General features: G+C 59.6%; 16 protein-coding genes. 9 read left to right on the top strand and 7 right to left on the bottom strand.

Annotation, left to right across the window (positions count from 1 at the left end; translation table 11 throughout):
* Positions 1-6: 6 nt before the first annotated feature.
* The 3 genes from LGH74_RS16105 to LGH74_RS16115 form a co-directional block, all read right to left on the bottom strand.
* A complete protein-coding gene (locus LGH74_RS16105) occupies positions 7-555 on the bottom strand; it encodes a hypothetical protein (protein WP_226177229.1) in 549 nt (182 codons plus the stop codon).
* An 80-nt stretch (positions 556-635) separates the two neighbouring features.
* Positions 636-2,126, bottom strand: coding sequence for an alpha/beta hydrolase family protein (locus LGH74_RS16110; protein ID WP_226177230.1), 1,491 nt, complete (start codon positions 2,124-2,126; stop codon positions 636-638).
* Between the two features lie 446 nt (positions 2,127-2,572).
* Positions 2,573-5,758: a TonB-dependent receptor gene (locus tag LGH74_RS16115; RefSeq protein WP_226177231.1), complete on the bottom strand. Its 3,186-nt coding sequence runs from the start codon at positions 5,756-5,758 to the stop codon at positions 2,573-2,575.
* A gap of 503 nt (positions 5,759-6,261) precedes the next feature.
* Between LGH74_RS16115 and LGH74_RS16120 the strand changes: the two genes are divergently transcribed.
* From LGH74_RS16120 to LGH74_RS16130, 3 genes are all read left to right on the top strand, one after another.
* Positions 6,262-7,158 carry a TolB-like translocation protein gene (locus LGH74_RS16120; RefSeq protein WP_226177232.1) on the top strand — a complete coding sequence of 299 codons (897 nt, stop codon included), beginning with the start codon at positions 6,262-6,264 and terminating at the stop codon, positions 7,156-7,158.
* 126 nt (positions 7,159-7,284) lie between these two features.
* The gene (uvrA, locus tag LGH74_RS16125; protein WP_226177233.1) at positions 7,285-10,122 is read left to right on the top strand and encodes an excinuclease ABC subunit UvrA; all 2,838 of its coding nucleotides are present in this window, start codon (positions 7,285-7,287) and stop codon (positions 10,120-10,122) included.
* A gap of 75 nt (positions 10,123-10,197) precedes the next feature.
* Positions 10,198-10,611, top strand: coding sequence for a DUF2251 domain-containing protein (locus LGH74_RS16130; protein WP_226177234.1), 414 nt, complete (start codon positions 10,198-10,200; stop codon positions 10,609-10,611).
* A 105-nt stretch (positions 10,612-10,716) separates the two neighbouring features.
* On the opposite strand, the gene LGH74_RS16135 is transcribed toward LGH74_RS16130, so the two are convergent.
* Both LGH74_RS16135 and LGH74_RS16140 read right to left on the bottom strand, forming a co-directional pair.
* Positions 10,717-11,859 carry a PepSY-associated TM helix domain-containing protein gene (locus LGH74_RS16135; protein WP_226177236.1) on the bottom strand — a complete coding sequence of 381 codons (1,143 nt, stop codon included), beginning with the start codon at positions 11,857-11,859 and terminating at the stop codon, positions 10,717-10,719.
* Between the two features lie 96 nt (positions 11,860-11,955).
* Positions 11,956-14,415 carry a TonB-dependent receptor gene (locus LGH74_RS16140; RefSeq protein WP_226177237.1) on the bottom strand — a complete coding sequence of 820 codons (2,460 nt, stop codon included), beginning with the start codon at positions 14,413-14,415 and terminating at the stop codon, positions 11,956-11,958.
* A gap of 184 nt (positions 14,416-14,599) precedes the next feature.
* Here LGH74_RS16140 and LGH74_RS16145 point away from each other — a divergent pair, with 184 nt between their 5' ends.
* The 3 genes from LGH74_RS16145 (at position 14,600) to LGH74_RS16155 (ending at position 16,900) form a co-directional block, all read left to right on the top strand.
* Positions 14,600-15,400, top strand: coding sequence for a tryptophan-rich sensory protein (locus tag LGH74_RS16145; RefSeq protein ID WP_226177238.1), 801 nt, complete (start codon positions 14,600-14,602; stop codon positions 15,398-15,400).
* Positions 15,401-15,498: 98 nt separating this feature from the next.
* Positions 15,499-16,263: a triose-phosphate isomerase gene (gene tpiA / locus LGH74_RS16150; protein ID WP_226177239.1), complete on the top strand. Its 765-nt coding sequence runs from the start codon at positions 15,499-15,501 to the stop codon at positions 16,261-16,263.
* Between the two features lie 250 nt (positions 16,264-16,513).
* Positions 16,514-16,900: a 7(1) septoil knot domain-containing protein gene (locus LGH74_RS16155; protein ID WP_226177240.1), complete on the top strand. Its 387-nt coding sequence runs from the start codon at positions 16,514-16,516 to the stop codon at positions 16,898-16,900.
* A gap of 71 nt (positions 16,901-16,971) precedes the next feature.
* On the opposite strand, the gene LGH74_RS16160 is transcribed toward LGH74_RS16155, so the two are convergent.
* Together LGH74_RS16160 and LGH74_RS16165 are read right to left on the bottom strand one after the other, a co-directional pair.
* Positions 16,972-17,286, bottom strand: a complete 315-nt coding sequence (locus LGH74_RS16160) for an OmpA family protein (RefSeq protein WP_226177303.1) — start codon at positions 17,284-17,286, stop codon at positions 16,972-16,974.
* Between the two features lie 26 nt (positions 17,287-17,312).
* Entirely contained in the window at positions 17,313-18,026 is a 714-nt protein-coding gene (locus LGH74_RS16165) for a hypothetical protein (RefSeq protein WP_226177241.1), read from the bottom strand.
* Positions 18,027-18,288: 262 nt separating this feature from the next.
* Here LGH74_RS16165 and prmA point away from each other — a divergent pair, with 262 nt between their 5' ends.
* The 3 genes from prmA to plsY all read left to right on the top strand — a co-directional run bounded on the left by prmA (position 18,289) and on the right by plsY (position 25,491).
* Positions 18,289-19,119, top strand: a complete 831-nt coding sequence (prmA, locus tag LGH74_RS16170) for a 50S ribosomal protein L11 methyltransferase (protein ID WP_226177242.1) — start codon at positions 18,289-18,291, stop codon at positions 19,117-19,119.
* A gap of 29 nt (positions 19,120-19,148) precedes the next feature.
* Complete coding sequence (locus tag LGH74_RS16175; RefSeq protein ID WP_226177245.1) at positions 19,149-24,518, top strand: hypothetical protein; 5,370 nt, start codon at positions 19,149-19,151, stop codon at positions 24,516-24,518.
* A 304-nt stretch (positions 24,519-24,822) separates the two neighbouring features.
* Positions 24,823-25,491 (top strand): glycerol-3-phosphate 1-O-acyltransferase PlsY, encoded by a 669-nt coding sequence (gene plsY / locus LGH74_RS16180; protein ID WP_226177247.1) that lies wholly within the window; start codon positions 24,823-24,825, stop codon positions 25,489-25,491.
* Positions 25,492-25,510 lie beyond the last annotated feature (19 nt).

Here is a 25,510-nt window from a genome sequence, read left to right on the forward strand (position 1 = left end):
CAACCCTTACGCCCGCATCGGGACCAGAATAAAGGTGCCGCGCAGGCATTGCCGGAAGCCCTGGCGCTGGTTGTCGCGCTTTAGGTCGACGGTGCGGTAGCGGTGGTTCAGGCCCCGCTCACTCACAATCATGATGGTGTAGCCGCGGCTGCGCACGAGGTAGCGCCGGGCGTTAAGGGGCTTCACTGTATCGGTAAGGTCGGCGGCGCTGCCCGCCGGGACGGCAAAGGCCGACGCCGAATAGTGCGCCGGCCAGGTGGTGCGGGCCACAATGTCGTGCACCTGCCAGAGGTGGCGCATAGCGGCGCGGGCCCCAATCGTCTCGCCGCAGTGCCGGCACACGCGGGCGTCGGTGAGTAGAAGCTGGCGCTTCTGGCGCAGCTCCCGCAGCATTTCGGGCAGTTCGGCTTCCCGGCGCCGCCGCACCACGCTGGTTACGGCCGAGAATAATTCTCCTTCGCTCACCCCATACTTATGCTGCAGAATATCCAGCGTGTGGGCGCTGAGCATGCCGAAGGACAGCAAATCTTCAAGGTCGGTGAGCAGAGTGGGCATGGATAAGCTATAAAGCGGCGGCCCCGCCGATAAGTTCTCGGCCGAGAACTTATCGGCGGGGCCGCCGGGGTTTTGCCTGCTTATTTGCCCGAGTTCTGGGCCGTGCTCTTGGATACTTTCTTCAAATCCTGCTTGGGATTCGAGCGGGGCGTAATGATTTTGTCGCTGGGCCGGGCGTACTGATCGAGCCAGGTTTGCATCAGCGCCAGCGCTTTGGGGGAGAAATTAGGCTGCTGCTCACCATTCACCAGCGGCCATTCCGACTCGTCGGGCTGAAATGCGTGGTTGACGCCGGCCACCTTGTATACTTTCACATGGCGGTTGCCGCCCGCTTTGAGGCCTTTTTGCAGGATTGCGAGGTTTTTGCTGGCCGCTACCTGTAGGTCTTCCACGCCATTGAGGGCCAGTACGGGGCATTTCACGGCCGGCAGCTTCAGCTTGGGGTCGAAGTCGAGGTAGTAGCGGTACCAGGGCGAAACGAGCTGAGCTGCCCGGGCGCGGGCCATGTTGGGGTCAATTTCCACGTTGCTCATCCGAATCATGGCCGCGAGCTTGCCCCGGGCCTGGTTGCTGTTCGGCGTCTGCCGAATGATGCTGATCATCTTGTCGTGCAGCTTCAGGGCCGCGTCTACCTGGGTGGCATTGCCCCCAATCATGCGCATAATATCCACCTGCTGACGGCGCAGAATGTCGCGGCCCGGCATGCCGTAGCCGGCCAGGGAAACCACGAAGTCGGGACCTTTGGGCTCGGTGGCGGCCAGCAGGGCAATGTTGGCGCCCTCACCGTGGCCCATCATGCCCACTTTCTTCTTGTCAATCCGGGCGTGGCTGCGCATGTAGTCCATGGCCGCTTCAGCATCCGTTTTTAGGTCTACGGTAGTGGCGGCGGCGTATCTCCCCCCCGATTTACCCACGCCCCGGTCGTCGTAGCGCACTACCGCTATGCCGTGCCGCGTCAGGTAGTCGGCCAGGATGGCAAACATGCGGTAGTCTTCCTGCTGGGCTGCGTCGCGGTCCTGCGGACCCGAATCCGACACCAGCACGATGGCCGGGAAAGGGCCGTTGCCGTTGGGCGTCGTCACGGTAGCACCCAGGCACAGGTCGGTTTCCTTGTTGGTGATGATAACCTGCTCGGTCTTGTAGGGCTGCGCGGGCTTAAAGGTCGGGGCGCTAACCACCGCCGCCGGACCCTGAATGAACTTCACCTCTTCCTTCAGACCCGGCTGCTCCCAGATACCCGTCATGGATTTCCGGTCTCTGCTGAGCTTGCCGTTGAAACGGCTGCCGGCCTGCTCGATCTTGAGGGAAATATCTTCTTTAACGAGCGACATTTCCACGGGCATGCGGCTTATTTTCTGCCGGGGCATATCCAGGGCCGCGTAGTAGCTGCCGCCGGTGAGGGGCACAATGGTAATAATAAGCTCGAAGCTGCCACCAGGCACCTTCAGCTGGCCTTTCCACTGCCCGCTCAAAGGAGCGGGCTCGCCACTGGCCGCTAGGCTGCGGGTAGCGGTGAGAGGTACCCAAAAAAGCAGTAACGCTATGATTACAGCGTGTAAATATTTATTCATAAAGTGCAACTTATAAACGGTTTGAGGCCGTGTACAGAGGGGAAATGCCTCGAAAATACCAAATTTACGTGAGACTCACCGCAGAAGATTCAGGAGCTGGACCGTAGCAGCCGCCCACCACCAGGCCCAAAGCCGGGCCGCATCCGACCCGACAGCTTCCTTCCTGAAAATGACTGCGCGGGTCCGGATTAAGTATTGTATAATTCATATATGAAGCTTGGTGCCAGCTCTGCGCGGCTTGCCCTGTACTTTCCGGCCCGCCGCACCAGCTTTATAGCTGCCCTCAACCGCGTCGTTGGTGGGCCGCAGCAGCAGCCTCGTAGCGGGGGCGCGACCTACTATATAAGGAGTGGGGCTGCGGCAGCTGGCCAGGTACAAAAAAAGAGCGGACGGAGAAATTCTCCGCCCGCTCCCGGGTACTGTTAGCTTGGTAGCAAGCCGCGTGCTTAGTTGAAGATGTAGCGCACGCCAAGCTGACCCTGCCAGCGCGAAGCCAACGACGATACGTCCCAGGGGTTGCTACGGGTAGCAATGTTCTTGGGGAACGAGAAGGTGGGCTGCACGCCGGCCCCGGTCGACTCCACACGCAGCAGCTCAATGGCGTTGTTCTGCACCGAGTACTGGTGGCCCCAGTCGTTGTTGAGCAGGTTAGTAGCGTTGATGATGTCGAAGGTCACCTGGATGGTGTTCTTCTTGCCACCGGCCATGAAGTTGAAGTCCTGGGCTACGCGCAGGTCAAGCTGGTGCGTCCAGGGCAGGCGGGAGGAGAAGCGCTGGGCATACTCGCCGCGGTGCTTGCTCAGGTAGTCGTCGTTGTTGATGAAGGCATCCAGCTGAGCCTGTACTTCGGCCAGCGTGCGGGTGTCGGTCGTCACCAGCTTGATTTCGTTCACGTCGCGCACATCCCGCGGAATGTAGAACAGGTCGTTGCCGTTGTTGCCGTCGCTGTTCAGGTCGGTGCTGTTGCCGTACACGTAGGTGAGCGGCTGGCCCGACAAGCCTTCGTACACGGCCGAGATGGTCGTGGCCAGCTTATCGCCGGCGTAATGGAAGGTGTAGCCGGCCGTGGCCAGCACCCGGTGCCGCCGGTCGTTGAGCGAGAAGCTCAGCTCCGGGTTGTTCGGGTCGGTGATGATCTGGTTGAAGCCAAAGTTCGAGGAAGCCGTGGTGTTGAAGCCGCTGTTTACTTCCTTCGACTTGCCATAGGTATAGGCCACGGAGGTGTTCAGACCGTCGCCAAACTGCTTCTGGAGCTGGCCCGTCAGGTTATAGCGGAAGCCCTGGTCGGTGTTTTTCAGCACATACACGTTCGTGAAGTTCGCATCGACGCGGCGGGCGGCGCCGCTGGCGTATACCGGGCGCTTATCGGGGCCGGCCAGGTTGCCGATGGGGGCAGCCAGGTTAGCATCCTGGTAGTAGATGTCGTTCAGCGTCTTCGAGTACACGCCTTCCAGCGTCGCAATGACGTCGCCGGGCAGGCGGAAATCCACAGCCAGGTTGGAGCGCCACACCTGGGGCAGCTTGAAGTCCTTGGCCAGCACATTGATCTGGGCGGTTTTCGAAGCGCCAGCGCTGTAGGTAGTCGGAATCCGGTCCACGTTGGTTTCAATCGTCGACAGGTACTTCGGCGTAGCTGGGTTGCTTGTGTTGTACGACGTGTTGTTGATGTCCAGGTTGCCCTGAATCATGCCGCTGTTGGAGTAGCTGTTGGCAATCCAGACGTAGGGCACGCGGCCCGTGAAAATACCCGTACCACCGCGCACCTGGATTTTGGCGTCGTTGTTCAGGTCATAGTTGAAGCCCAGGCGGGGTGCCCACAGCAGCTGGCCGTTGGGCACGTTCTGGGTGTTCAGGTCGCCGTACTTATCGAAAGCTGATTGGTTTTCTACCAGCGGGTTATAAGCCGGCTTATCCACAAACACGGGCACGTCGAGGCGCAAGCCGGCCGTCAGGCGCAGGTTCTGGATGGGCGAGTACTGGTCCTGCACGTAGAAGCCGAGCTGCATAGCCTTGAAAGCCGCTGCTCCGTCGCCGGAGGTAGCGTAGGCCGCCTGTACCCGGGTAGCCTTGTCGGCGTAGAAGTTTTGCAGCGATGTAAACGTGTAAGCACCGCTGCCGTCACTGATAAACAAGTTGCGGAACTTGAAGCCTTCGTTGTGCGTGCCCAGCGTGAAGGTGTGCTTGCCGAAAGTGGCCGTTAGGTTGTCGGTTACTTCCACAATGTCCTGGTTCAGGCTGTTGAGGGCCGAGTTACGCTCAGTGCCAAACAGGTAAGTGTTGCCGTTGTCGGCAATGCTGAAGGCTGGCAGCAGGGCACCGCGCGTCACGCGGCCGTCCCGGATGCGGCTGTAGCTGAGCAGCAGCTTGTTGGAGAAGCGGCCGAAGCGGCTGTTCAGTTCGGCTACCGAGCTGTTGGTCACGTTGCTGAAGCGGTAGCCGTTGTTGCCGAAGCGGAAGTTGATGGACGAGCGGGTAATGTTGTCGGTGAAGGCCTCAACGTAGTTGTGGCGCAGCGTGAGCTGGTTGTTGTCCGAAAGGTTGAAGTCTAGGCGCGCAAATACCTTGTTGCTTTCCGTGCGCAGCACTTCCTCATCGGCGCTGCCCACCTCGTAGCCGTAGCGTTGCTTGGCATAGGCGGCAATGCCGGCCAGGGTAGTGGGGTTGATGCTCGACGCGGACGTGCCGGGCGTGAAGCCCAGCGGGGTGCTGGCGCGGGCAATTTCACCGTTCAGGAAAAAGAAAACCTTGTCGCGTACCAAAGCGCCGCCCACCCGGAAGCCGGTCTGGTAGTTCGAAAACTTGTCGGCCTTGGTGCGGGGTTCCGTTACGCTCTTGCCAATGGTGTTCTGATTCCGGCCAAAGCCGTAAATCGAGGCCGACAGATCGTTCGAGCCCGAGCGGGTAATGGCGTTGATACCGCCGCCGGTGAAGTTGCCGAGCATCACGTCGTAGGGCGACACTACCACCTGGATTTCCTGGATGGCATCGAGGGCAATAGGCTGGGTGCCAGCCTGGCCGCCGGGCGTGGCGCTGGGGGCCAATCCAAACACGTCGTTGTTCACGGCGCCGTCAATGGTGATGTTGTTGTAGCGGTTGTTGGCGCCACCAATCGAGCTGCTCCCGCCGCCGTTGGCCTGGGGCGTGAGGCGCACGAAGTCGTTCAACGAGCGGCTGAGCGTGGGTAGGCGCTGGATCTGCTCCCGTGAAATGCGGGTTTCCGAACCCATGCGGCTGGCGTTCATGATACCGTCGCGGCGGGCACTTACCACCACTTCGTTCAGCTGCTGGGTGGCTTCGTTCAGGTTGATGTCGAGGCGCAGGTTCTGGCCCAAGCTCAAATACACCCCTTCCCGGCTGATGTCCTTGTAGCCGATGTAGGTAACGCGCACGGTGTACGGCCCGCCAACGCGCATGTTCTGGATGTTGTAGCGGCCTTCCGAGTTGGTAGGGGCAATATACTGGGTGTTGGTCGGCCCGTGAATGGCAATGATGGTAGCCCCCGGAAGTTCGGCTCCATCCTTGTCGGTGATGCTGCCACCCATGGCAGCGGTGGTGCTCTGCGCCATGCCCCAGCGCGCCGACAGCAGCGTCAGGAGCAAAAGCACCAGATGGCGTAAACGTAAGTTACTCATAAATAAGCGGTTGTTGGAAAAATCCCTTTTTTCTAAGGGGCCGCAAAGGTACAAGCACTTTTCTATTTTTGTACTATGCAGTTATGATTAACTTTTTGGCCCGTATCTAGTGAGCTAGTAATCAGTAAGAGTATGCGGTTTAATGACGTGCTATAGATTTATTTAGCTTGTATATCTCGATTTTAATGTGTTTGCGCATATCTTATTCAATTGTATTGTTACTAGTTATAATAATTGCCCTTTGGTGACTTTTGGTGTCGTATAATGCAATTCTATATTGAAATAGTCAGGGCCTGCATATTGGCTCATCCGCCGCTGGATATTGCCATAACCACCTGACTGATAAGCCGAAATTGGCCGCCGATAGTACTGAGCCGGGCCGCTTAAGACGCACGGCTCACTCTATCGTTATTGCCGGCGCCCGAAGCTGGCGAAGGGGGCCGCGCAGCCCCGGGAGCAATAATATAGTCTATGGCTTATATTGAACTGCTTAACCTGCGACAATGCGTCTTTCCCTGCTATCCGTTCTGTTCAGCTTGCTCTTACTGGTGATGCCCCGAGCAGGGCAGGCCCAGGCCAGAACCTTTGCCCCCGACACGCTCTCCGACGGCGGCGTTTTTGGATTGGCTTTGTCCCATGATGGCACCGAAGCCTATTTCACCGACTCAGACCGCACCCGCACTAGCTTGCGGCTCATGCAGGCCAAGCGGGTGGCCGGGCGCTGGCAAACGCCCACGCTGGTGCCCTTTGCCAGCCCATTCCGCGACATCGACCCCATCTTTTCGCCCGATGGCCAGCGCCTGTATTTCAACTCCACCCGGCCCTACGACAACTCAGCTACCGAACGGCCCAACTTCGACGTGTGGGTGGTGGAGCGCACCGGCAGCGGCTGGTCGGAGCCCCGGCGCGTGGCCGGCGTTTCCCAGGACTCGACCAGTGAATCATACGCCTCAGTAGCCCGCAATGGCACTATGTATTTCACTTCTACCCGTCGCGGGGGGGCGGGCAAATCCGATATCTACGCTTCCCGGTTGAAAAACGGGCAGTATCAGCCAGCCCAGGCGCTTGCCCTGAATACGCCCGGCTCGGATGGCAACCCCTTCATTTCGGCCAACGACCAGTTGCTGCTCTTCATTTCCGACCGGCCCGGCGGCTTCGGCGGCACCGACCTTTACCTAAGCTACCGGCAGGGCAAAGGCTGGAGCCAACCCTACAACCTGGGCCCCAAAGTGAATACGGCGGGCAGTGAGTTTTGCCCCGCTTTGTCGGCTGATGGCCGCACGCTCTACTTTTCCCGTACCGAGCGCAACGGCGACACGATTGTGCGCGAAGACTTGTACTCTATTCCGGTGGCCGAATTGGGGTTGCCCCGGGAAATTGAGCGACGCGTGCGGCGGTAATAGCAGTCGGTGGGAGCAGTAATTTCTTTGGCTTGTCTCGTCTTCGGCTGTCAATCCGCCGTACCTTCGTAGGTCTAATTGCCGCAGCGGAAACCTTCCCGGTTGCTTCGGCTGTTTAACCTTTCTATGGCCAAAGAATCTTTACAAGTAGCCGCCCCCGCGGCCGACCCGATTGACCAGCTCGACCCGCGCGAGTTCATTCTGATCAAGAATGCCCGGGTGCACAACCTCAAAAACCTCAGCGTAGCCCTGCCGCGCAATAAGTTTATCGTCGTCACGGGCCTCTCGGGCTCGGGCAAGTCGAGCCTGGCCTTCGATACGCTCTACGCCGAAGGGCAGCGCATGTATGTGGAAAGCCTGAGCAGCTACGCCCGCCAGTTCCTGGGCCGGATGGACAAGCCCGACGTGGACTACATCCGCGGTATTTCGCCGGCCATTGCCATTGAGCAGAAGGTTTCTATCAAAAACAACCGCTCCACCGTCGGCACCAGCACCGAAATCTACGACTACCTCAAGCTGCTCTTTGCCCGCGTGGGCCGCACGTTTTCGCCCGTCAGCGGGGAGCAGGTGCGCAAAGACTCGGTGGCTGACGTGGTCGACTACCTCTTTGGCCTGGAAGATGGCACCCGCGTGACGCTGCTGGCCCCGCTGCTGCCCTCGGCCGATGGCCGGCCTATGAGTAAGGAGCTGGATCTGCTTTTGCAGAAAGGCTACAGCCGGGTGGTGGTAAACGGCGACGAAACGGCCTTTATCGAAGACCTAATTGGCGAAGGCAAGCCCGAGGTGAAGGGCGACGTCTACATCATGATTGACCGCGCCGTCATCCGGCCCGGCGACGAAGACATGCAGTTCCGCCTCTCGGATTCGGTGCAAACCGCGTTTTTCGAGGGCCACGGCACTTGCCTAGTCCGGATGGACAATGAAACCCGCACGTTCTCCGACCGGTTTGAGCTCGACGGTGTGGTGTTCGAGGAGCCCAACGTCAACTTCTTCAGCTTCAACAACCCCTACGGCGCCTGCCAGACCTGCGAGGGTTTCGGCTCGGTGCTGGGCATTGATGAGGACCTGGTGATTCCCGACAAGAGCCTGACGGTGTATGAGGGCGCCATTGCTCCCTGGCGCACCGACAAGCAGAGCGAGTGGCTCAAGCCGTTGCTCAAAAACGGCATCCGCTTCGATTTCCCCATTCACCGGCCCTACAACGAGCTGAGTGAAGCCGAGCGCACCCTGCTCTGGAAAGGCAACAAGTATTTCGACGGCCTCGACGAGTATTTCAAGTGGGTGAGCACCCAAACCCACAAAATCCAGTACCGCGTGCTGCAAAGCCGCTACCGGGGCCGCACCACCTGCCCCGACTGCCGCGGCACCCGCCTGCGCAAGGATGCCCAGTACGTCAAAATCCAGGACCAGAGCATTACCGATATTGTGCTGCTGCCCATCAGCAAGGCCCTCGATTTTTTCGAGAATCTGGCTCTTACTGAGCACGAAATGAAGGTAGCTGAGCGCCTGAGCACGGAAATCACCAACCGCCTGGGCTACCTCAACCGCGTGGGCCTGGGCTACCTGACCCTGAACCGCCTGAGCAGCACGCTCTCGGGCGGCGAAAGTCAGCGTATTTCGTTGGCTACTTCGCTCGGCTCGGCGCTGGTAGGCTCCATGTACATTCTCGACGAGCCCAGCATCGGCCTGCACCCCAAGGACGCCGAGCAGCTTATTGGCGTGTTGCGCTCCTTGCAGAAGCTGGGCAACACCGTTATTGTGGTGGAGCACGAGGAGAAGATGATGGAGGAAGCCGACCAGATTATCGACATCGGGCCCGAAGCTGGCTCCGGCGGTGGCCACCTCATGTTCCAGGGTACTTATCCTGAGATTCTCAAGAACACCACGACTTACACCGGCAAGTACCTCAGCGGCGCTATGGAGGTGAAAGTGCCCCAGATCCGGCGGCCCTGGCGCAACGCGCTGGAGGTAACCGGGGCCCGGGAAAACAACCTCAAAAACGTCAACGCCAAGTTTCCGCTGGGCGTGATGACTGTGGTAACGGGCGTATCGGGCTCGGGCAAATCGACGCTGGTGAAGCGCATTCTGGCCCCGGCCGTGGCCAAGCAGCTCGGCGGCGGTGCCGGTGAAGCCACCGGCAAGTTCGACCGCCTGATGGGCGTGCAGGGCCAGGTCTCGCACGTCGAGTTCGTGGACCAGAACCCCATCGGCAAGAGCAGCCGCTCCAACCCGGTGACCTACGTGAAGGCCTACGACGCCATCCGGACGCTGTTTTCGGATCAGCCGCTGGCCAAAGCCCGGGGCCTGAAACCGTCGCACTTCAGCTTCAACATCGAAGGGGGGCGCTGCGAAGTGTGCCAGGGCGAAGGTCAGGTCAAGATCGAAATGCAGTTCATGGCCGACATCTACCTGACCTGCGACAGTTGCGGTGGCCGCAAGTTCAAGCAGGATATTCTGGACGTGAAATTCCAGGACAAGGGCATCGACGACATCCTGGAAATGACCGTGGCCGACGCCGTGGAGTTCTTCAAGGGCCAGCCTAAGGTAGCCGAGCGCCTCCGGCCGCTCGACGACGTGGGCCTGGGCTACATCCGGCTGGGACAGTCGGCCAACACACTTTCGGGCGGCGAAGCCCAGCGCGTGAAGCTGGCCTCGTTCCTGACCAAGGGCGCCACGCTGCAGCAGGACAAAATCCTGTTCATCTTCGACGAGCCCAGCACCGGCCTGCACTTCCACGACATTGCCAAACTGCTCAAAGCCCTCAACGCGCTGATTGAGCAAGGCAACTCGGTGCTTATCATCGAGCACAACATGGACATCATCAAGTGCGCCGACTGGATTATTGACCTCGGCCCCGAGGGTGGTACCAATGGTGGCCACCTGCTGTTTGAGGGCACGCCCGAGGATATGCTGGCCCACAAGGATACCAACCACACGGCGCGGTTCCTGGCCGAAAAGCTATAAGCCCAACCGGCGGAGTTTTCCGTAAAAACCAAAGGAGCCGCCTTGCAAGGCGGCTCCTTTTTGATTGAAGCGACTATGATACTAGGTGCCGAAGAACAAATAACGGTGGGCCAGCCCGAGCCCGGCCAGGAAAACCAGCTGCTCAGCAGCACGGCCGCCGGCCAGGAGTTTGAAGTCATGTTCGAGGACGACGGCGAAACCGGCTACCTCTACGCCTTGCGCAACGGCGAGGAGCTGGAAATCCTCGACGCGCTGCACATCTATAATGTGGATGACGTGCAGGACCGCGAAACGCCCGTACTGGCCCAGATTTTCTGGGACGCGCCCCAGACGACGGCCGTGCTCATCATCGGGGGCTACTGCCACGCTCTCTACGACTTTCAGCGCCAGATGGGCTTTTGCCGCAACGCCTTCCCACCCGCCAAAAACGGCCAGTCCGGCTCCCGCGAGCTGACCGACGAGCTGGTGGAAAAGTACTTCGCCGCATAATTCCGTTGAACGGTGTAGAGACGCGTATTCGCGTCTCTACACCGTTGCTGAGGTTACACCGATTGTCGTTCAACGACGAGACGCAAATATGTGTCTCGTCGTCGTTCAAACCGCGGTAACGGCAGCCTCGCGCGGCTTTTTCTTGGGCTTGTTGCGCTTGCCCCACCACACCATAAAGCCCGTGACGGGCAGGCTGGCCGAAATCAGGCTGCCCAGAAACGCCACGATTTTGCCGCCCAGCCCGAAAGCCTGACCCGTGTGTAGGTCGTAGTTCACGTCAGCCATTTTCTGACCGTTGCTTTTGCCTGCGTGCATGATGCTCTTCAGCAGCGCCCCCGATACCGGGTGGAAGTAGTATTCGTCGCGGTGGAAATAGTAGAGGGTTTTGCGGTAGGCAATGCTGTACACCGGCTGCTTGGGCGAGGCGGCCACGGGAATGTAGAGCATCTTGGCCGCCGGGGAGTTGTGCATCATCTGGCGGTAGAATACATCCACGAGCGGCTCACGGGCGGCCGGCACTACCTGCAAAGTGTCCACCGTAGCCGGGGTTTTCTCGGCCGGGTAGCTGTGCCCAGCATTGGCCACGAAGTACACCGATTTCATCACCCACTCGTAGCTCATCATCAGGCCGGTGAGGGCCAGGAGCAACGCAATGCTGGCCGCGTAAAAGCCCAGCACATTGTGCAGGTCGTAGTTCACCCGCCGCCACCGGGCGCCCCACTTGATGGTGAAGCTGCGCTTCCGGTCGGTTTTGCGCTTAGGCCACCACATGATGATGCCCGTAATGAGCATCACCACGAACACCAGTACCGACACGCCCACCACATTTCCCCCAATATCTTCGGGCAGCAGCAGGTACATATGCAGGGCCTGTACGATGGAGAAAAAGTCTTCCCGCAGGTTCAGAAAACCCAACTCCTGGCCCGTGTAGGGGTTCAGGGCAGTGGCAAAATACTCACCCTTGGCATTGGTACTGTACACCACCGCCGACCGCTCGGGGCCCATCAGCATGAAAAAGGCGGTTTTCAGCCCGGGGTGGTTGCGCTCAGTCACGGCCTGCAGCTGCGAGGGAAGCAGCAACGGAGTTGGCTGAGTCGGTACTTCCACTTTGCGCCAGCTCTGGGTAGCATCCCGAATTTCGTCCTGAAACGTGAAGATGGCTCCCGTCAGACTCACGATAAACACAACGAGCCCGGTCGAAAGACCGAGCCAGAGGTGAATTTTGCCAACCGCTTTTTTGAACGTCATAGCAGGAGAATAAACGGGTTGGGAGTATGCCTTTACCCCGGAACGTCATATCTCGAGCCTTAGCGAGACATGACGTTCCGGGATGAAGCGTCTCAATTAAAACTTATACGCCACGCTGCCTACCACGCTGCGCAGCTTCTGCGGGTTCACGGTGGTGTAGCCTACCCAGTATTTCTTGTCGGTGAGGTTGTCCACTTTGGCCGAGATGCGGAAGCGTGACTTGTCGTAGAAGGCCGAGGCGTTCAGGATGGTGTACTCGGGCAGCGTAAAGACATTGGTATTCGTGTTCTGCACCCGGTTTTCGCTGGCGTAGTTGCCGCCGAAGCCGAAGCCCAGTCCTTGCAGCGGGCCGACGGGCAGGCGGTAGCTCAGCCACAGGTTGGCCACGTACGGCGAGGAAGCCGTGTTGGGCCGCCGGCCGTTTACCTCATCGGCCGTCCGCACCAGCTTCGAGTCGTTATAGCTGAAGCCAGCCACCGCGTTGAAACCCGCGAAGGGGTTGGCAATTAGGCTTAGCTCGTAGCCCTTGCTGCGCTGGGTGCCGTCCTGGATCTGGGCGTTCGGAATGAGCCCGGCCGGCCGCAGCAAATCCTTCACCTGAATGGCGTAGTAGCTCAGTGTCGCGCTGACTTTGCCGTCGGCCGCGTCCAACTTCACGCCGCCTTCCAGTTGGTTGGCCCGCTCGGCCGTAGCCGACTGCGTGGCCCCGTTCACGTCCATATAGGAGCCCAGGTTGTTGAAGCTGTTCTGGTAGTTGGCAAACAGCGCCATCCGGTTCAGCACCGGCTGAAACACCACCCCAAACTTGGGCGACAACGTGGTTTGGGAGTACGCCTTGGCCGGGCCGTACAGGTTGCCACCCTGGTTGTCGAAATGGTCGAGGCGCAGCGCGGCCAGCACGCTCAGCTTTTCGCTTAGGTTCAGCACATCCGACACAAAGGCGCTGTAGGTGTTCGTCTTGACGGTATTGAGGTAAGTGCCCGGCGCGTTCTTGGCGTAAAAGTCGTTGATACTGTCGCCGTTGAACTTACGGCCGTAGTCGTAGCCCGGCACGTTCAGCGGCACCACATCCACGATGCCCCCGAAAAACTTGATGTCATTGTTCAGGCGCAGAAAGTCCAGGCCCACCACCACGCGGTTGCGCAGGCTGCCCAGCTGGAAGTCGCCGTTGAAGAGCTGCTGCGCCTCATAGCTGGTCACGGTGCTGTTGCGCGTCGACTGGTCGGCCCGCAGCAGGTAGTGCAGCCCGGCCGGCGCGGTGGTGTCGCCGGTGGCTACGGCGTCGGAGGCCAGGTAGAAGTAGGGGCCGAAGCCGTCGGAGAAGCTGTGGCCCACCGACAGGTTGGTGGAAGACGTGAAGTGGTCGGAAATCCGGTAGTTCACCTGCCCAAACAGGTTGGAGCTGCGCGAGCTTTGCGTCAGGCCGTTGCCGGCGTACGATTTGCGGTAGTCCACCGGTAGGTCTTCGGCCCGCGACACGCCCAGGTCGGCCACCGGCGAGTAGAAGAAGTACAGTTGCCGGCCCATGTTCTGGCTCTGGTACAGCTCGGCATCCACGTTGATGGTGAGCCGGTCGGTGGGGCGGTAGGTAAGGCTGGGCGCCACGGCCAGGTTGCGGCCAAAGCCTTTGTCCTGGAAGCTGTCCTCGTACTGATAAGCCGTATTCAGGCGGAAAGCCAGGGTTTTGGGCTGGTCGGCCGGGGTATTGGGGTCCACCAGGTTCACGTCGGCCGAGAGGCGGTGAAAGCCGTAGCTGCCGCCCGATACGCTTACTTCGCCGCCAAACGTGTCGAGGGGCTTCTTCGTGACGCGGTTGATAAGCCCGCCGTAGGATGTCAGGGCGCTGCCGAAGAGCGTAGCCGAAGGACCTTTGATAACTTCCAGCTTCTCCAGGTTCACCGCGTCGATGTCGTTGCTGACGCCGCCCACGATACCATTGCGGAGCCGGCTTTGCAGAATAAAGCCCCGGCTGCCGTAAAAGCCACCCCCGTCGCCGGCCCGGCCCGTGGCGTCCCACATGCGCTGCACACCCGGCGCGTTGCGCACCGCGTCGTCCACGGTAAATACGAGCTGCTCGGCCAGCAGTTCCTTGCCCACGGTGGCATACACCTGCGGATTCTCCAGGTTGCTCAGCGGCATCTTGCCCACGTACTCCGACTCGCGCCGCACAAACTTATTCGTGTTTTTACCTTCTACCACCACCTCGCTCAGCTGTTCCGTGCTTTGCGTCAGGATAAAATTTTGGGTGCTGGTTTCGCCGGCCAGCAGTTTTACCCGGCGCTCCTGGGTGCTAAAGCCCACTAGGCGCACATTCAGCACGTAGCTGCCCGCCGCCAGGTTCGGAATCAGAAAGTTACCGTCCGCATCGGCCGTGGCCCCCAGCGTAGTACCCTTAATGCCCACCGAAGCTCCCACGGCCGCCTGCCCGGCCGGCGTGGCCACCCGGCCCTGAATGGTAGCCTGTTGCGCCTGCGCGGCCAGCGTCAGAAAAGAAAGCACCAAGGCAAAAAGGGCCAGCAACAGTGGCCGGGGTAGTTGCAGAGTAGGAAGTCGCATAACAGAAACAATTGATTTGAACGGTGCAAAACTCCACACTAGAGCCGGTTTCTCCAAGGTTGTTTAGACAAATTATAAATAATATTTAGAATTGATTTAAATAGGTCTAAATCTGAGGCGTTTACTTATTGCGTAGGTGACCTATCTTGCCAGCCCCACTCAAGCGCAACTGTCGTCGAATCTCATGGATGTTACCCTTTCTTCTGTCCGTAGTCGTACTCAGGTCGTCGATTATGCCTGGCGCTGGCTGGCGGCCATTAGCATTTTCGGTAACATCGGGCTGAACTACTGGGCCAACCGGCATCCGTTCAACGGGCAGACGATGGGGGCCGTATCGGCCAAGTACCCCACGCTGCTCACGCCGGCGGGCTATGCCTTCAGCATCTGGGGGCTTATTTTTCTGGCCCTGGTTGTATATGCCGTCTGGCAACTGCTGCCGGCCCAGCGCGCCACCTACCTGCCTGGCCACATTGCTCAGCCACTTACTGTAGCTAGCCTAGCCACAGCCGGGTGGGTAGTACTGTTTGCCTACGAGCTGATTGAGGTGAGCGTGGTGACCATGCTCGTGATTCTGGTTGCCCTCATTATCACCTACGGCCGAGCCCGTCGGCAGGTGCGGGCCCACAAGGTACCGCGCTGGGTCATTATTCCCTTTGCGCTCTACCTGGGCTGGATTTCGGTAGCTACGGTACTCAACGTCACTATCGGGCTGCGGGAAGTGGGCTGGAACCAGCCCATCAATATCTCAGTGCTGCTGGCTTTGTTGTTGCTGGCCCTGATAGTGGCTCTGGCCCTGACTATCAGCAACGTGTTCCGCGACGTGGTGGTGGCCATGGTGGTGGTGTGGGCGCTGGTGGCCATCTGGGTGGCGCAGCGGTCTGAATACGCCGAGCTGGGCTGGGCGGCTTTGCTCGGGGCCGCTGTGGTGGTCGTGGGCGGCGCGTGGCTGGGGTTGCGCAGGTCGCGGCGGCGCAAGCGTAAGTAGCCGGCTCAGAATACCTGCAGCTTGCCCGGGTGATGACGGCGGCTAGTGGCCGCAAAGGCAAAATGCCTTTCTTTGTAGCCTCACTTCTCTCCCTACTTATGCGCAAGAATATCGTTGCCGGCAACTGGAAAATGAACATGACTTACCAGGACGGTCTGGCCCTGGTTTCGGAAATCACGAATATGGTGGCCGATGAAACGCTGGGTGCCAACGTGGAAGTCGTTATTGCGCCGCCCGCCCCGTTTCTGCACTCCATTGGCAAGCTGCTGGCCGAAGGTGGCCCGATTCACCTCGGGGCCCAGAACTGCCACCAGAAGGAAAGCGGCGCGTTTACGGGCGAGGTATCAGCCAAGCAGCTGCAGTCGGTAGGCGTGGAGTACGTTATTCTGGGCCACTCCGAGCGGCGCCAGTATTTCCACGAAGACGACGAGCTGCTGAGCCAGAAGCTGAAAGCCGTGCTGGCCGCCGGCCTCAAGCCCATCTTCTGCATCGGCGAAACGCTGGAAACGCGCGAAGCCGACGAAACCTTCGATTTCCTGGCCGGCCAGCTCAAAGACGGCTTGTTTCACCTCTCCAACGAGGAGTTTGCGCAGGTTGTCATTGCCTACGAGCCCATCTGGGCCATTGGCACCGGCCGCACCGCCACCAGCCAGCAGGCCCAGGAAGTGCACGCCTTCATCCGGGAGCAGATTGCCCGCGCCTACGACGCCGAAGCGGCCCTGAACACCACCATCCTCTACGGCGGCTCGGCCAATGCCCAAAATGCCCGGGAGCTGTTCGGCCAGCCCGACGTGGATGGCGGCCTCATCGGCGGCGCTTCGCTCAAGTCGCGCGACTTCACCGAGATTATCAAGTCGTTTTAAAGGCTGACTCCTTACCGTACTATAGAGCGTCATGTTGAGCAAAGCGAGACGTCTCGCGTGCTGAGGTTGCCAGAGTAATCTGATTACTATTGCACGCAAGATGCTTCGGCTTCGCTTGGCATGACGTTCTGCTGTTTCAGGGTCTTCTAAAACCAGTTGGTCAGAACTTACTTCTCCACTCCGCTGGTTTAGCTGGCAGCATCTTTGCCTTCTTCGGCTTTCTACGCTCCACCCTCTGAGTTTTATCCTAATGCTGGCTTCTCTGCTGCTTTCCGGCCTGCTGGCCCTGAATCCGTTCCGTGCCACGCCGCCCGTGCCGTTTGTAGCTCCGGTTGTGGCCACGTTCGGCTCCATCGACCCGTGCCAGATTTACGGCTCCGTGTATCTCGAAACCGACCCGGTGCGGCGCAGCTACTGCTTTGCCACCATTTATCTGGAGCCCGAGGAAGCCTTTGCCGATTTGCTGGTGTATAAAGAAGACAACAAGCTGTTTGCCGACAAAAACGGGTTCTGGTACCAGACGCCCACCCGCGACTTTGCCGACTATGTGCTCTTCGTATCCGACCGGCGCGCCCTGGCCGACTTCTCCATCACCTACACCAAGTCCCGCTCGTTTGCCGGCTGCCGCAAGCAGTAGGGGAGTGCCTGAAGCACAAAAAAGCCCTGCCGGAAGTCCGGCAGGGCTTTTTTGTGTTCAAATACCAAGGCCTACAACTTCACCAACTCTACCCGGCGGTTTTGGGCTTTGCCGGCTTCGGTGGCGTTGTCGGCAATGGGCTTGTCAGGCCCGAAACCGGCGGCACGCAGGCGACTGGCGGCCACAGCCTGCCGGGTCAGGTCGGCTACCACGGCTTGGGCCCGGGCTTCGGAAAGCTGCCGGTTGTGGGCCGCCGCGCCGGTGTTGTCGGTGTGGCCTTCTACTGAAAGCCGTAGCGCCGGGTTCTGTTGCAAGAGCTTCACCACTTCGGCCACTGTGGCTTCCGACTCGGGCTTGATGGTGGCCTTGTCGGTGTCGAAGTTGATGTAAACCGTGGCTTTACCCTCGGTATCTAGTTTTTTTTTAACTCCGTGGCCTGTACTACGCCGGCCTGCTGAGGCATGGCGGCCCGCTCCGTCACGTTGAGCTTATACTGGTGGTCGGACGAGGTCTGCACCTGCACCCACACTTCCTTGTCTTTCTGGCGAATCACATAGGTGTCAACGGGCTGGTAGTTGTGCATGCCGCCGCTGTGCTTTTCGTACTCACTCTCGCCGGTTTTCTTTAGTACGTCATCCGGAATCTTCGCCGACGATACTTTCACGCCGCCCAGGCTGGTCACCAGGTTTTCGTAGTTGCGTTGAATCATCAACTCGGAGGCGGCCTTTTCGGATTCGGCGGGGCGGTAGTGGCGGCGCACGATTTTACCTTCGATGGGAACAATGTTCTTGCCGTCGTAAACGTAGGTCCGGTCGAAGTCGAAGCCGGTACTGTCGCTGTCGTAGCGGGTTTCGTAGCCTTTCAGCCGGCTCAGATAAGGAAAGGCGCCCAGATTGGCCGTCGATACCGGCACGCTGCTCAGGTCGAAGGTGGCGGCCGGGCCGGCGGCCGTTTCGGTGGCGGCCGGCGCGGCGGCTTCGGTGGTAGCCGGCGCGGTGGTTTCGGCGGCGGGAGTGGTAGCAGCGGCGGTGGTTTCGCCGGCTTCCGTTTCTTTCGGCTTGCAGCCAATAAGGCTGGCGCTACCCAGCAAAACGAGGCAGGAAAGGGTCAGAGCAGTTTGTTTCATGGAATAATAAAGGGAAGAGTGGATATGTCCTTCTTTGGAAAAGACCGGCAAATAAACGCTTAATTATATTAATCAATAGAAATGCTGCTATGTGAGGCGCAGGATTAGCGCGCCTCGCCGGAACCGGAAACCGCCGCCCCGCTGTTGCCGCAGACTGGCAATGTGCGGGTTGGTTGCGACGCACCCGTTTTTTCGTGCGAACTTGCCATCTTAACCGCAGAAGCGTTTTGCGCTTCTCCCGCCTCAACCACAACTAGATAAGATGGATTTTGTAGAAGTACGCGTACAAGCCCCCCGTGAACTGGCCGATATTCTGGTAGCCGAGCTGGCCGAAGTCGGCTACGACACCTTTGAGGACAACGACGAAGGCTTTTGCGCCTACATCGGTGAGGGCGACTTCAACCCCGATGCCGTGGCCGAGGTAATGTCGCGCTACGAGGGCCTGGGCGAGCTGGGCTACGAGCACCGCGTCATTACGCGCCAGAACTGGAATGCCGAGTGGGAAAAGAACTTCCAGCCTCTCATCATTGCCGACCGGGTGTCGGTGCGGGCGCCCTTCCACGAGAAGCCCGAGGGCCTGGAGTACGAAATCGTGATAATGCCGCGCATGTCCTTCGGTACCGGCCACCACGAAACCACCGCCCTGATGATTGAAAACCAGCTCGACATCGACCATGCTGGTAAGCGTGTGCTCGATATGGGCTGCGGCACCGGTATTCTGGCCATTATGGCCGTGCACCTGGGTGCGAAGGAAGTGCTGGCCGTGGATGTGGAGCCCTGGACCGTGGAAAACGCCGCCGACAACGCCGCCGAAAATAATTGCACGAATATTGAATGCCGCCTCGGTGGGGTAGAAGTGTTGGAGCGCGAAGCTCCCTTCGATATTATTCTGGCCAACATCAACCGGAATGTGCTTCTGGAGGATATGCACGCCTATGCAGCCTTGTTGCCGCAGGGCCGTCCTATCCTTTTCAGCGGCTTTTACCAAGAGGATTTATCCAAGATTGAAGCCGAAGCGACAAAACACGCATTGGTCTATCAATCACACCGAACCAAGAATAACTGGGTTTCGGCGATTTTCACGAAATTGTAGCCGTCTTAGTAGGCCTTGACGGAAAAAGTATGAAGCAACTTGCTTTTGGGTGGCTATGCGCGGTGATGCTGGGACTCAGTACCCCCGCCTGGTCCCAACAAACGAAAACTCCCTCCAAACAGCCCCCGGCCGCCGCGCCGGCTGCTCCCGCGTTGCCCAAGTTCACGGGCAAGCTGTCGAAGGACCCCCAGCAGTTCATCATCGATGTGCAGTCGATGATGGTGGCAGCCAATAATGCTCAGGCCAAGGCCGTGGGCGTGAAGTTGCAGCAGCTGTGGGCCAGCAATAAGCTTACGGCCACCCAGCAGGCGCGTATCGTGGAGATTTCGCAGCAGATGCTGCTGCGTAAGTACAAGCCACACCCCGCCATTGAGGGCTTCTACCAGGGCGTGGTGGCCGGGGCCGTCGTGCACAGCTTCTCCGACAAGCAGATGGACGATTTTCTGGAAGTCGTGGTGAAAACCGTGAACCGGGAATCGGTGGCCAACTCCGAGAAGTTTCTGGTTAGCGCGGGCCAGTTTCTGGATACCAAAACGCTCTACAAATCCCGCTACAACACGCTGCGCGCGATTGGCGGCACCTTCAGCTTCGCCTACAACGAAGTAGATATGCCCCAGCCCACGCCCGCGCCCCAGCCGGCACCACCCGCCGCGGCCGTCGTAACGCAGCCCCTGAAAACGACAACTACGCCGACGGCCAAACCCGCTGCCAAGCCCGCAGCCAAGAAAAAGAGCAGCTCGGGCTGGGATACCGGCGACGTGTGGGACACCGGCGGGGGCTGGGGAGATGATGGCTGGGGCGCGCCCAAGAAAAAGCCGGTAGCCAAAGCCCCGGCCAAAGGCACCACGCCCGCCGCCAAAGCCCCCGAGCCCGAACCCGAGCCTGAGCCCGCTCCGGCCCAGTACTACGACTCGTACGTGGCACCCGCCACGCGCGGCCCGGTGATGCTCATCAAGGATGCTGACCTATTTATGGCCGCCGCCGGCGACTCTATCTTCATCCGCAAAACCAGCGGGGTGGTCGTGCCCGGCACCAACCGCTTTATCGGGCAGGGTGGGCAGTACGTGTGGTCTATCAAGCAGAACCTGGTAACGGCCGACTTCGTGAACTACGACTTCGACATGGGCAAGGCCGAATTCACGGCCGAGCCCGTGACGCTGACCTACCCGGCCGTGCTGGAAGCTCCCATCCGTGGGGCCTTCTCCTATAAGAGCATCAAGAAGAAAGTGGGAGCCACTGATACTGGCTACCCGCGCTTTATCTCGCTCACCAACGACGCCCGCGTCAAGAATATCGGCGACAACATCCGCTACTTCGGCGGCTTCTCGCTGGCCGGCAGCCGCACGCTCTCGGCCTCGCTCGACGGCAGCCTCTCGCGCATTATTGTGGACGTGGATGGCAAAACCAAGTTCCGGGCTTCGTCGCGGGCGTACCTGCTCGGCGACACGCTGATTTCAGCCGACCGCGCCGCCGTGACCATCTTCCAGGACAAGAGCGACTCATTGACCCACCCCGGCGTGAAGCTGCGCTACTCCAAGAGCCGGCAGGTGCTGCAGCTGGCCCGCGAAGATGGCCTCTACAAGACCACGCCCTACAACGACTCCTACCACCAGATGGAAATTGCGACGGAGCTGCTGACTTGGCCGCTCAAGACGCCTTACATCAACCTGGCCATCCTGACCGCTAAAAACCAGGTAACGGCTAACTTCGAGTCCAAGGAATTCTACACCAACACCCGCTACCAGCAGATCAAGGGCATCAACAAGCTGCACCCGCTGCAGCTGGTGGTGGGCTACAGCCAGCAGAACGGCAACGCCAAATCCTTCACAGTGCAGGATGTGGCTACGGCCCTGAAGGTGAAGGAGCCCAACGTGCGCTCGGCCGTGGCCGGCCTGGCCAAGGACGGCTACGTGCAGTGGAACCCCCAGACCGAGCAGATTGTGCTGCTGCCCAAGGCCATGCACTACGTGAATTCGTCGCGTGGCAAGAAGGATTACGACCACATTGCCATTCGCTCCCTGTCGCCGTCGGGCAAGAACGCCACGCTCAACCTGGCTACCAACGACCTGATTGTGCGCGGCGTCGACCGGTTCAACTTCTCCGACGACTCCGTGACGGTGTTCGTGAAGCCCGACAGCTCCATCATCCGGATTCAGAAAAACCGGGGCGTGCTGTTTAACGGTACGGTAGTGGCCTCGGCCTTTATCTTCAAGGGCAAGGAGTTCAAGTTCGACTACGACGGCTTCTACGTGGATCTGGTCAAGATTGACTCCATCATCGTGAAGGGCAAAGGCTCGAAGGGCTCGGTAATGAAGGCCCGCAAGGAAACCGACTTTGCGCTGACCAACAAGAACAAAACCTCCGCCGGCCGCCTCTACATCAACGCGCCCAACAACAAGTCGGGCCGCAAGAAGCTGGGTGCCTTCCCATCGTTCGATGCCAGCACCGGGGCCTACGTGTTCTTCAATAAGCCCGAAGTGCTCGGCGGCGCCTATGATACGACGGTATACTTCGATATTCCGCCGTTCAAGATTGACTCGCTCAACAACAAGAACCGCTCGGCCGTGGGCTTCAAGGGCACGTTTGTGTCGGGCAACATCATGCCGGAGTTCAAAACCAAGCTGAGTTTGCAGGACGACGGCTCCCTGGGCTTCGTGTACGACGTACCCAAGGACGGCTTCCCGCTGTATGGCGGTAAGGCGCGGCTGTTCAACAAAGTGAGCATGAGCAACCGCGGTATTCAGGGCATTGGGGAAATGAAATACCTCACCGGCGACCTGTTCAGCGACCAGTTCATTTTCTACAAAGACTCCGTGGTGACGGTTGGTAAGACGGCTACTATCGCACAGGGACCGCTCAACGGGGTGGAGTTTGCCAAGGTGTCGCTGCTGCCGGGCTACCAGATGAAGTGGGTGGTAAAAGCCGACTCGATGTACCTGAGCGCCCCGCGCGACGGCCAGCCGATGAAGTTCTATGCCGGGGACCACAACTTTAAGGGTACCGCCATTCTGACGCCCGGCGGCCTCTACGGCGACGGCCGCATGGACGGCCCGCAGTCGTTCATCCGGTCCCGCGCTTTCGTATTCAAGCCCACCAGCTACTCGGGTAAGAAGTCGACGCTGAGCATCAAATCGGCGGAGGCCAACAAGCCAGCCGTAACAGCCAACGAGGTAGCCTTCCAGTATGACATCAAGCAGGGCTACGCCGACTTCTCCCGCGAGGAGGGCAGTAAAGCCAGCATCGATTTGCCCTACTCGGAGTACCGTACCACGCTGAGCGGCGGTAAATGGGACTTCAAAAAGAAGATCGTGCAGATGCGCGTAGCCCCCGGAGCCGACTCGTCGCGCTCCTACTTCTACTCCACCAAGCCCGAGCAGAAGGGCCTGAAGTTCCGGGCCAGCACCGGCCAGTACGATTTGAGCCGCTACCGCCTCATTGCCGGCGGTGTGCCCTACATTGCCGCTGCCGACGCCTGGATTGAGCCCGACAGTAACAAGGTGTACGTTATGGCCGGGGCCCAGATGCGCGCCTTCCAGAATGCCCGCATCACGATGGATACTTTGGCTAAGTACCACAACCTGTACAAGGGCGAAATCAAGATTCAGTCGCGCACCTCGTTTATGGGCAATGCGCTGTATAGCTACAAGAACGCCTCGGCCGACTCCTTTGCCATCAAGTTCACCAACTTCGCCGTCGACTCGGCGGCAGTGGCGGGGGCTGGCAACCGGAAGGCCAACGCTGGCAAAGGCGGCAAGGGAATCCTGAAGAAGAAGGATGACGACACGCCGTTTGCGCCGCCGACCACGGCCGTAGCCACCATTCAGGCCACCGACAAGTTTCACTTGGCTCCGCGCATTGCCTACCGGGGTGCCGTAAACCTGAACTCGCAGAAGCGTGGCTTTACCTTCGACGGCCAGAGCCGCCTGGAGTTCAGCAAGCAGGCTGCCGCCGCCGACTGGTTCCCGGTACAGGATAGTATCGACCCGAAAGGCATTCGAATAAAGCTCATGGAGCCTAAGTCGAGCGACGGAACGCTGATGGTTTCGGGCCTCTACCTGTCCGATGCTACGGCCAAGGTATATCCGCTGTTCGTGGCCGTGAAGCCGGGCATTACCGACATGAACCTGTTCCAGGTAGATGGTACGCTGAGCTTCGACGCCAAAAAGGGCGACTACACCATCACCCGCAACGACCTCTCGGACCCGAACATCTACGAGGGCAGCGTGATGACCCTGCACGACTCGACCGGCGCCCTGGACTTCCGCGGTAAGGTGCAGCTGCTCAACTCCAACAAGGACTACAACGTGCAGTCGGCCGCCGTGGGCTATGCCAAGCCTGATAGCAGCATCTACCGCCTCGATACGTTCATGACCTTTGACATCAACATTCCGGAGAAGGCCGTGGAAGCCATGGCGACGGACATGGCCACCAACACCAAGGGCCTGGCCGAAGCACTCGACGGCAGCCCGGCCCTGATGTACAAGATGGGCGAGTTTATCGGCAGCAAGGCCGTGCAGAGCTACCAGGACCGCAAAGGGGGCTACACGCCGCTCCAGAAGGTATCGGCCAAGTTCCTGCATACGCTGGTCTTCAGCAAGATTGATTTGCGCTGGTCGGAGAAGTTCAAGGCCTGGTACTCGGTGGGCAAGATTGGCCTGGTGAGCGTGGGCAAGAAGGACATCAACGCCCTGATTGACGGCTATATCGAAATCAAGAAGGAAAGCACCGGCGACGCGGTAGAAATGTACCTCGAAGCCGAGCCCCAGACTTGGTACCACATCCGCTACTCCAACAACGTGCTCCTGACCAAGGCCCAGCACGGCTCCTACGACGAAATTATTGGTTTCAAGGCTAAGGGCGACTACAACACGGCCACCGAGTACGGCTTCTACCTCGGCGACGAGCAGGAGAAGGACCTCTTCACCCGCCACTTCCGCAAAGACTACCTCGGCGACAACAGCAAGCCCAAAGCTGCCCCAGCCCGCCCCGTGAGCGAAGGCAGCTTCGACTTCATGGAGGAGAAAAAGAAGAAGAAAAAGGAGAAAGATGCCGCCTTCGACGACGGCAGCCAGCCCGCTGATGCGCCGGTAGAAGACACCGGTAAAAAGAAGAAAAAGGACAAGGACGCTGCGGCCGTAGATGCCACTACGCCCGCGGCCGACGCCCCGGTAGAGGATACGGGCAAGAAGAAAAAGAAGAAGGATGAGCCGGTAGCCGATCAGGCCACGCCGCCCACCGACGCCCCGGTAGACGAAGGCAAGACGGCCGCCCAACTCAAAAAGGAGGAAGCTGCCAAAGCCAAGGAAGCCGAAAAGCTTAAGAAGGAGGAAGAGAAAAAGGCTAAAGAAGCCGAGAAGAATAAGAAGAAGAAGGAGGACGACCCCTTCGGCGACTCGTAAGCTCCTCTCCGCTTCCCCGAGCATCCACAGCCCCGCCCCGGTATCCGAGGCGGGGCTGTTTTTTTTGGAAGGTTCGGTTTAAACCAAGCATGTCCTGTCGACCAACGGGAGACATCTCGCGGGCAGTAGTAATTGATTTTACCATGGCCCGCAAGATGTCTCCCGTTGGTCGACAGGGCGGACGGGTTTCCAAATTCATGTTGCGGGACGACGGCCACCTGCCGGCACAGCGCCGCAAATTTGCGTACAAGCCTGTGGAAGCCTCTTATCTTTGGCCACACCGCCCTGTTCCGCCCTTTTTCCTATGAACATTCCTATCGTTCTGGCCCTGCTCGTGGCCGCCTACCTGCTTGGCTCCATTCCTACTGCCCTCTGGGTGGGCCGCCGCTTCTTCGGCCTCGATATCCGGGAGCATGGCTCGGGCAACGCCGGGGCTACCAACACCTTCCGGGTTCTGGGCAAAAAGCCCGGCTCAGTGGTTATGGCCATCGACGTGCTCAAGGGCTGGGCCGCCACCATGATGGCTACCGTGATGCTCAACCAGGGTGCCATCCGGCCCGATCAGCTGCTCTACTTCCAGCTGGCCTGCGGGGTATTGGCCGTCATTGGCCACATCTATCCGGTTTTTGCGCAGTTCCGGGGGGGCAAGGGCGTGGCCACGGTGCTGGGCATGATGCTGGCCATTGCCCCGGCCACGGTGGGCGTCTGCATCCTGGTGTTCCTCGTGATGCTCATGCTGTTCCGCTACGTGTCGCTGGCTTCCATGTCGGCCGGCGTGGCCTTCGCGCTGCTTCAGCTAATAGCCGTGCTTTTGCCCGACAGCACTGGGATGGACGCGTTCCGCCCCGACAACCCGCTGCTGCTCTACTTCGGCTTCATCCTGGCCGCCCTGCTCATCTATACCCACCGCGCCAACATCGGCCGCCTCCGCGCCGGCAACGAAAGCCGCGTGCCGCTGTTCGGGCGGAAGTAGGCAGGCGTCTGACAGCAAT

Origin of the sequence: Hymenobacter lucidus, assembly GCF_020447265.1 — a bacterium.
GTDB classification, from domain to species: domain Bacteria; phylum Bacteroidota; class Bacteroidia; order Cytophagales; family Hymenobacteraceae; genus Hymenobacter; species Hymenobacter lucidus.

Excerpts from the sequence above, each read along its gene's own strand:
- LGH74_RS16105 (WP_226177229.1), bottom strand. The coding sequence starts at position 555 with ATGCCCACTCTGCTCACCGACCTTGAAGATTTGCTGTCCTTCGGCATG.
- LGH74_RS16110 (WP_226177230.1), bottom strand. The coding sequence starts at position 2,126 with ATGAATAAATATTTACACGCTGTAATCATAGCGTTACTGCTTTTTTGG.
- LGH74_RS16115 (WP_226177231.1), bottom strand. The coding sequence starts at position 5,758 with ATGAGTAACTTACGTTTACGCCATCTGGTGCTTTTGCTCCTGACGCTG.
- LGH74_RS16120 (WP_226177232.1), top strand. The coding sequence starts at position 6,262 with ATGCGTCTTTCCCTGCTATCCGTTCTGTTCAGCTTGCTCTTACTGGTG.
- uvrA (WP_226177233.1), top strand. The coding sequence starts at position 7,285 with ATGGCCAAAGAATCTTTACAAGTAGCCGCCCCCGCGGCCGACCCGATT.
- LGH74_RS16130 (WP_226177234.1), top strand. The coding sequence starts at position 10,198 with ATGATACTAGGTGCCGAAGAACAAATAACGGTGGGCCAGCCCGAGCCC.
- LGH74_RS16135 (WP_226177236.1), bottom strand. The coding sequence starts at position 11,859 with ATGACGTTCAAAAAAGCGGTTGGCAAAATTCACCTCTGGCTCGGTCTT.
- LGH74_RS16140 (WP_226177237.1), bottom strand. The coding sequence starts at position 14,415 with ATGCGACTTCCTACTCTGCAACTACCCCGGCCACTGTTGCTGGCCCTT.
- LGH74_RS16145 (WP_226177238.1), top strand. The coding sequence starts at position 14,600 with ATGGATGTTACCCTTTCTTCTGTCCGTAGTCGTACTCAGGTCGTCGAT.
- tpiA (WP_226177239.1), top strand. The coding sequence starts at position 15,499 with ATGCGCAAGAATATCGTTGCCGGCAACTGGAAAATGAACATGACTTAC.
- LGH74_RS16155 (WP_226177240.1), top strand. The coding sequence starts at position 16,514 with ATGCTGGCTTCTCTGCTGCTTTCCGGCCTGCTGGCCCTGAATCCGTTC.
- LGH74_RS16165 (WP_226177241.1), bottom strand. The coding sequence starts at position 18,026 with ATGAAACAAACTGCTCTGACCCTTTCCTGCCTCGTTTTGCTGGGTAGC.
- prmA (WP_226177242.1), top strand. The coding sequence starts at position 18,289 with ATGGATTTTGTAGAAGTACGCGTACAAGCCCCCCGTGAACTGGCCGAT.
- LGH74_RS16175 (WP_226177245.1), top strand. The coding sequence starts at position 19,149 with ATGAAGCAACTTGCTTTTGGGTGGCTATGCGCGGTGATGCTGGGACTC.
- plsY (WP_226177247.1), top strand. The coding sequence starts at position 24,823 with ATGAACATTCCTATCGTTCTGGCCCTGCTCGTGGCCGCCTACCTGCTT.